Annotated in this window: 5 protein-coding genes and 1 pseudogene; all 6 read left to right on the plus strand. The window is 70.1% G+C overall.

What is annotated here, in order from left to right:
* Positions 1-759 (plus strand): DUF3108 domain-containing protein (locus SM757_RS34200; protein ID WP_322468746.1); only part of this gene is annotated, 759 nt, incomplete at its 5' end.
* Between the two features lie 82 nt (positions 760-841).
* Positions 842-1,111, plus strand: coding sequence for a BTH_I0359 family protein (locus SM757_RS34205; protein ID WP_066334367.1), 270 nt, complete (start codon positions 842-844; stop codon positions 1,109-1,111).
* Positions 1,112-1,301: 190 nt separating this feature from the next.
* Positions 1,302-3,596, plus strand: coding sequence for an ATP-binding protein (locus SM757_RS34210; protein WP_066334372.1), 2,295 nt, complete (start codon positions 1,302-1,304; stop codon positions 3,594-3,596).
* A gap of 73 nt (positions 3,597-3,669) precedes the next feature.
* Positions 3,670-4,722: a homocysteine S-methyltransferase family protein gene (locus SM757_RS34215; RefSeq protein WP_322468747.1), complete on the plus strand. Its 1,053-nt coding sequence runs from the start codon at positions 3,670-3,672 to the stop codon at positions 4,720-4,722.
* A 29-nt stretch (positions 4,723-4,751) separates the two neighbouring features.
* Positions 4,752-7,475 (plus strand): methionine synthase, encoded by a 2,724-nt coding sequence (gene metH, locus SM757_RS34220; protein WP_084267321.1) that lies wholly within the window; start codon positions 4,752-4,754, stop codon positions 7,473-7,475.
* Positions 7,476-7,668: 193 nt separating this feature from the next.
* A pseudogene (locus SM757_RS34225) lies at positions 7,669-7,920 on the plus strand (hypothetical protein); the annotation flags it as partial.

Below are 7,920 nucleotides of genomic sequence, written 5' to 3' on the forward strand. Positions count from 1 at the left end.
GCGGCCTCGGTGCCGCCGGCTTCCGAAGTGGCCTCCGAAGCGGCCTCCGCCCCGGCCGCGCCCGCGTCCGCCGCCTCGGACGCGCCGCAGGCCCAGCCGGCGCCGCCCGTGTACGCCACCGAGCTGCCACCGCCCGTGCTGCGCCGCTATCGGCTGGAGCGCGGCCTGCTGTGGGGCACGGGTGTGCTGCGCTGGCAGCCCGGGGCGGGACAGTACGCGGCCTCGCTCACGGGCGACGTGGCCGGCATCAACGTGCTGGACTGGCGCAGCCAGGGCGTGCTGGACAGCGCGGGCATCGCCCCCGAGCGCTACGAGGTGCGCCGCCGCGGCCGCGACGCGCAGGCCGCCAACTTCCAGCGCGACGCGGGCAAGCTCACCTTCTCCGGGCCCACCACCGAGTTCCCGCTGCTGGCCGGCGCGCAGGACCGCCTGAGCGTGCTGCTGCAGATTCCCGCCATCGTCGCGGCCGATCCGCGCCGCTTCGTGGCGGGGGCCAGCGTGCGCGTCTTCGTCACCGGCTCGCGCGCCGATGCCGACGTCTGGACCTTCAAGGTTGAGGGCGAGCAGACGGTGGAGGGCCCCACCGGGCCCCTGCGCACGCTGAAGCTCTCGCGCGAGCCGCGCAAGCAGTACGACACGCGCGTGGAGTTCTGGCTGGACCCGCTGTCGCACTACCTGCCCGTGCGCGCGCGGCTGTCCACCGCGGGGGGCGGCGAAGCGTTGGAACTGGTGCTGGAGTCCGAGGAACGGCTGCCCTGAAGCGTCTTGAAGCAGGTGCCCCGGGGCCGATGGGCTTGAAACTTGCCTCAACCACCTCAACTGCGGCCCAGGAGGTTTGAAGATGCTCATGCTCTACAACTCGGACAGTTTCGCGGTGCTGCAGTTCGATCTGCCCGCCGTGCAGGACAACGACATCCAGGCGCAAACGCGCGGCGGTTACGAAATCGTCGACAAGTTCGCCCGCAAGGAAATCTTCCTCGAAGGCCCGCTGGCCCAGCGCTTTCGCGAAGGCGTGGACCGGCTGGTCGAAACCGAGCCCACGGAGGAGGCGCTGGACGAGTTCATCGCCGGCTACACGCAGCTCGCGCAGCAGCCCGTGACCCTGCACTGAGCGGCGCACCGCCCAACGCGGGCGGGAGGCCTTCCCGCCTGCCCAAGCCCTACGGGCCCGCCGCGTGCGGGCCCGGTTTTTTGTCACATCCCACGGGCTGCGGGCTTGAAATCTTCAAGCCCATGGGGCTTGCTGGTGCGAAGGGCCTGCGACAAGATCGCGCGCACCCTGGAAAGCGCAAGGAGTTGCGGTGAGAAGTCGAACCGATGCGCGCCTGCTGCCCTCACCCGGGCTGACCGAGGCCCCGGTACTCGATCTGATGTGCTCTCAGTTCGTCCTGGCCCTGACCATGAAGCAGGCCGGGCGCTTCAACCTGCGCCGCGACTGGAGCAGCCTGTTGTCGCTGGTGGGCCGCCATCTGGTGTGGCCCGCTCCGGCGCTGGCGCGGCTGCGGCAGTTCCTGGGCAGGCGCTGCCGCGACAACGAGCTCTGGCGCGGCCACGAGGCGCTCGCCGACGCGGCCTTCCTGCAGCGCCACGGCTGCTGGCGGGGCCCGTATGAGGAAGGCACGCTCTTCTTCTACATCGACGAATACATCAAGGACGCGCCCAAGGACCTGCTGGCCGTGTTGGGCGCCACCGCCGAGTGGCTGGAGCGCAGCCTGAAGAAGCAGCCCATCCGCGTGCAGCAGAACATCGACGCGCTGGCCGCGCTGCTGCAGCTCAACCCCGCGGAGCGCGCGCTGCTGCTCTACGGAACGCTCGCGCGCTACCAGCGCGACCTGCGCGGGCTGCTGGTGGAGTTCAAGGTCTCCAGCGCGCAGGAGGCGCACGCGGCCATTGCCGCGGTGGCCGGCGTCAACGAGCAGGAGGTGGCCGAGGCGCTGCGTGCCGGATCGCGCCTGGAGCGCATCGGCATGGTCGAGAACCTCATCTCCGAGCACAACATCACCGACCTGGCCGACCTCATGAAGGTCAGCGAGCAACTGCCGCCGGTGCTCATGCGCGAGTACCGCGAGCCCAGCGAGCTCATGGCCGTGTTCACCCGCCCGGCGCGGCGCACCGATCTCACGGCCGAGGATTTCCACTTCGTGGGCGACGACGTGCAGATGCTCACCGCGCTGCTCAAGAACGCCGTGGCGCAGCGCGAGCCCGGCGTCAACGTGCTCATGTACGGCCCGCCCGGCACGGGCAAGACGGAGCTGGCCAAGGTGGTGGCGCAGGCCGCGGGGCTGGAGCTCTACGAGGTGGAGTACGCCGACCGCGACGGCAACTCGCTCTCCGGGCGCGACCGCTACCGCTCGCTGCAGATCAGCCAGGTCTTCCTCAAGAGCAGCGGCCACGTGGCGCTGCTGTTCGACGAGGTGGAGGACGTCTTCCCGCCCATTTCCACCGACACCGCGCAGCTCATGGCGCGGCTGGACAGCGGCGACGCGCCGCTGTCGGGCAGCGTCAGCGGCAAGGCCTGGGTCAACCAGATCCTGGAAACCAACCCCGTGCCCGTGCTGTGGGTGACCAACCGCATCGAGCAGATCGACCCGGCCTTCCGCCGCCGCTTCCAGTACCACCTGGAGCTGAAGTCTCCCCCGCCGGGCGCGCGCGAGGGGCTGGTGGCGCGGGCGCTGGAAGGCGCCGCCGTGTCGCCGGGCTTCGTGGCGCGGCTGGCCGAGCGGCGCAGCCTCACGCCGGCGCAGATCCGCACCGCGGTGCGCTTCGCCCGCCTGGCGGCCAACGAGGCCACGGGCATGGAAGCGCTCATCGAGCGCCAGCTCGCCAACGCCGACCGCGCCCTGGGCCAGAGCGCCGGCAGCGCCGCGCGCGTGAGCGTCACGCGCTACGTGCTGGAGCTGCTCAACGTGGAGTGCCGCTTCGAGCTGCCGCGCATCGTGGAGGCGCTGCGCCGCCGCGGCCACGGCACGCTGTGCCTGCACGGCGTGCCCGGCAGCGGCAAGACGGCGCTGGCCGAGCACCTGGCGCAGCAGCTTGGGCGCCCGCTGATGATTCGCCAGGCCAGCGACCTCATGAGCAAGTTCGTCGGCGAGACCGAGGCCAACATGGCGCGCATGTTCGAGGAGGCGCAGTCCGAGGGCGCGCTGCTGCTGCTGGACGAGGCCGACAGCTTCCTGCGCAGCCGCCGCATGGCCGAGCGCAGCTACGAGGTCAGCGAAGTCAACGAGATGCTGCAGGGCATGGAGCGCTTCGCCGGCATTTTTGTTTGCACCACCAACCTGTTCGACGACCTGGACGAGGCCGCGCTGCGGCGCTTCACCTTCAAGATCCGCTTCCATCCCTTGCGGCCGGAGCAGCGCGTGCGCATGTTCGCCAACGAGGCGCTGGAGGGCGACGCCGCGCGCATGACGGACGAGCAGCGCCAGCGCCTGGCGCAACTGGACCTGCTCACGCCGGGCGACTTTGCCGCCGTGCGCCGCCAGGTGGAGCTGTTGGGCGAGAGCTTCGAGCCGGACGAGTTCCTGAGCCAGTTGGAGAGCGAGCACCGGGTCAAGCCCGAGGCGCGGCAGCGGCGCGGCATGGGCTTTCGCGCGTGATTCACGCGTGACGTAGGCACGCCGGCGCACCCGTGCGGCGGCGCCGGAAAGGGCCCCTTTCTACAATCGGGGGATGAACGCACCGCACTACACCCGGGGCGCCGCGCTGGCGGCGCTGCTGCCGCAGCGCATCGTCGTCATCGACGGCGCCATGGGCACCATGATCCAGCGCTGGAAACTCACCGAGTCCGACTACCGGGGCGAGCGCTTCAAGGACCACCCCAAGGACCTCAAGGGCAACAACGAGCTGCTGCAGTTCACGCGCCCGGACGTCATCCGCCAGATCCACGAGCAGTACCTGGCCGCGGGCGCCGACATCATCGAGACCAACACCTTCGGCGCCACCTCGATCGCGCAGGAGGACTACGACCTGGCCCCGCTGGCGCGCGAGATGAACGTGGCCGCGGCCCGCATCGCCCGCGAGGCGGCCGACAAGTACGCCACGCCCGAGAAGCCCCGCTTCGTGGCCGGCGCCGTGGGGCCCACGCCGCGCACGGCCAGCATCAGCCCCGACGTCAACGACCCGGGCGCGCGCAACGTGAGCTTCGACGAGCTGCGCGCGGCCTACCGCGAGCAGGCCGAGGGGCTGCTCGAAGGCGGCTGCGACCTCTTCCTGGTCGAGACCATCTTCGACACGCTCAACGCCAAGGCGGCGCTGTTCGCGCTGGACGAGCTGATGGAGGACACCGGCGAGCGGCTGCCCGTCATCATCTCCGGCACCGTCACCGACGCCTCCGGCCGCATCCTCTCCGGCCAGACCGTGGGCGCCTTCTGGCACTCGGTGCGCCATGCCAAGCCCATCGCCATCGGCCTCAATTGCGCGCTGGGCGCGGCGCTGATGCGGCCCTACGTCGAGGAGCTCTCGCGCATCGCGGGCGACACCGCCATCAGCTGCTATCCCAACGCGGGCCTGCCCAACCCCATGAGCGACACCGGCTTCGACGAGACGCCGGACGTCACCGCGGGGCTGATGGAGGAGTTCGCCAAGAGCGGCTTCCTCAACATCGTGGGCGGCTGCTGCGGCACCACGCCGGACCACATCGCCGCCATTGCGCGCAAGGTCAGCGCCTACCGCCCGCGCGGCAAGGCCGACCCGCTGTTCACCTCCCTGGTCGCCGCCGCCTGAGCCCGCCTGAGCCTGAATCCGGACTATTCATGAACGACGCCAACATTTCCGTGCCGCCCATGCGGCTCTCAGGCCTGGAGCCTGTGTCCATCGGCGAGGGGCACCTCTTCGTCAACATCGGCGAGCGCACCAACGTCACCGGCTCCAAGGCCTTCGCCCGCATGGTCCTGGCCGGCCAGTTCGAGCAGGCCCTGGCCGTGGCGCGCCAGCAGGTGGAAAACGGTGCGCAGATCATCGACGTGAACATGGACGAGGCCATGCTGGACAGCCAGGCCGCCATGGTCCGCTTCCTCAACCTCATCGCCTCCGACCCCGAGATCGCGCGCGTGCCCATCATGATCGACAGCTCCAAGTGGAGCGTGATCGAGGCGGGCCTCAAGTGCATCCAGGGCAAGGGCATCGTCAACTCCATCTCGCTCAAGGAGGGCGAGGCCGAGTTCAAGCGCCAGGCGAAGCTGATCAGGCGCTACGGCGCCGCCAGCGTGGTGATGGCCTTCGACGAGAAGGGCCAGGCCGACACGTTCCAGCGCAAGACCGAGATCTGCGAGCGGGCTTATCGAATCCTGGTCGATGAGGTCGGCTTCCCCGCAGAGGACATCGTCTTCGACCCCAACATCTTCGCCATCGCCACCGGCATCGAGGAGCACGACAACTACGCCGTGGACTTCATCGAGGCCACGCGCTGGATCAAGCGGCACCTGCCTGGCGCCAAGGTGTCCGGCGGCGTCTCCAACGTCTCCTTCAGCTTCCGCGGCAACGAGCCGGTGCGCGAGGCCATACACACCGTGTTCCTCTACCACGCCATCCAGGCGGGGATGGACATGGGCATCGTCAATGCCGGCATGGTGGGCGTGTACGACCAGCTCGACGCCGAGCTGCGCGAGCGCGTGGAGGACGTGGTGCTCAACCGCCGCCCGGACGCGACCGAGCGGCTGCTGGCCATCGCCGACCAGGTGCGCGGCCTGGCCAAGGACGACAGCGCGCGCCTGGCCTGGCGCGCGCTGCCCGTGCGCCAGCGCCTGTCGCACGCGCTGGTGCAGGGCATCAACGAGTTCATAGAAGCCGACACCGAGGAGGTGTGGCAGCAGGTGAGCGCCGAGGGCGGGCGCCCGCTGCACGTCATCGAAGGCCCGCTCATGGACGGCATGAACGTGGTGGGCGACCTCTTCGGCCAGGGCAAGATGTTCCTGCCCCAGGTGGTCAAGTCCGCCCGCGTCATGAAGCAGGCCGTGGCCCACCTGCTGCCCTACATCGAGGCGGAAAAGCAGGCGCTCATGGCGGCCGGCAGCGACGTGAGGTCCAAGGGCCGCATCGTGATCGCCACCGTCAAGGGCGACGTGCACGACATCGGCAAGAACATCGTCAGCGTCGTCCTGCAGTGCAACAACTTCGAGGTCGTCAACATGGGCGTGATGGTCCCGTGCCAGGACATCCTCGCCAAGGCGAAGGAGGAGGGGGCCGACATCATCGGCCTGTCCGGCCTGATCACGCCCAGCCTCGAAGAGATGCAGTACGTGGCTGCCGAGATGCAGCGCGATGCGCATTTCCGCGGCAAGAAGACGCCGCTGCTCATTGGCGGCGCCACCACCAGCCGCGTGCACACGGCGGTGAAGATCGCGCCGCACTACGAGGGGCCGGTGGTGTACGTGCCCGATGCCTCGCGCAGCGTGGGCGTGTGCTCGGAGCTGCTGAGCGACGAGCGGGCCGCCAAGTACATCGCCGAGCTGGAAGCCGACTACGCCAAGGTGCGCGAGCAGCACGCCAACAAGAAGGCCACGCCGCTGGTCAGCCTGGAGGCCGCGCGCGCCAACCCCACGCCCATCGAATGGGCCGCCTACGAGGCGACGGCGCCGAAGTTCGTCGGCAAGCGCGTGTTCCGCAACCAGGACCTGTCGGAGCTGGTGGCCTGCATCGACTGGACGCCCTTCTTCCAGACCTGGGACCTGGCCGGGCGCTACCCCGACATCCTCCAGGACCCGGTGGTGGGCGACTCCGCCTCGCGCGTGTTCGAGGACGCGCAGCGCATGCTGCAGCGCCTGGTGGAGGGGCGCTGGCTGCAGGCGCATGGCGTCATCGGCCTGTACCCGGCCAATGCCGTGGGCGACGACATCGCCTTCTACGCCGACGAGTCGCGCGCCGAGCCGCTGATGACCTGGCATGGGCTGCGCATGCAGTCCGAGCGCCCGGTGATAGACGGCGTGCGCCGGCCCAACCGCTGCCTGTCGGACTTCGTGGCGCCGCGCGGCGTGAAGGCCGACTACGCGGGCATGTTCGCCGTGAGCGTGCAGGGCGTGGAGAAGAAGGAGGCCGAGTTCCTGGCCGCGCACGACGACTACTCGGCCATCCTGCTCAAGGCCCTGGCCGACCGGCTGGCCGAAGCCTTCGCCGAGCGGCTGCACCAGCGCGTGCGCACGGAGCTGTGGGGCTACGCGGCGGACGAGGCGCTGTCCAACGAGGCGCTGATCGCCGAGAAGTACCGCGGCATACGCCCGGCGCCGGGCTACCCGGCCTGCCCGGACCACCTGCCCAAGCGCGAGATCTTCCGCGTGCTGGACGCCCCGGCCATCGGCATGGGCCTGACCGAGAGCCTGGCCATGACGCCGGCCTCCAGCGTCAGCGGTTTCTACATTGCGCACCCGCAGGCGGCCTACTTCAACGTCGGCAAGATCGGCGAGGACCAGCTTGCCGATTGGGCCGCCCGCAACGGGCTGGACGAGGCCGCGGCCAAGCGCGCGCTGGCGCCGCTGCTCTGACGGCTTGAATTGGGCGGCCTGCGCGCCGCTCCGGGGGCCTGCTCCATCGAACGCCCGGCTCCGCCCGGGCGTTTGTATTTCGTTGCACATCCGCCGCCACAGGCGTCCGCCGTGGGCATGGCTCGATCGTTGCCTAGACAGGGACTGCCCTTCGGCGGTCCGGAAGAGCAAGGCAATGCAAGGGACGAACGACATGACGATGGCAAAGCCGGCTTCGCCGCTGCGCTCGCCCGCGGCGCTGGTGGGCGGCGCGGTGCTGGTGGCGGCGCTGGGCGTGGGCGGCGGCTGGATGCTGCGCGGGACCTCGTCCGGCGCGCCGGCCGCGCCCGTGGCCACGGCGCCGGGCCAGGCGCTGTCGAACGGCGTACCGCAGGAGCAGATGCCCGCCAACGGCGCGCCGGTGTACACGCCGGGTGGCGCCAACAACGTCAACACCTGTCTCTTA

Source organism: Azohydromonas lata (assembly GCF_034427735.1).
Lineage (GTDB): Bacteria > Pseudomonadota > Gammaproteobacteria > Burkholderiales > Burkholderiaceae_C > Azohydromonas > Azohydromonas lata.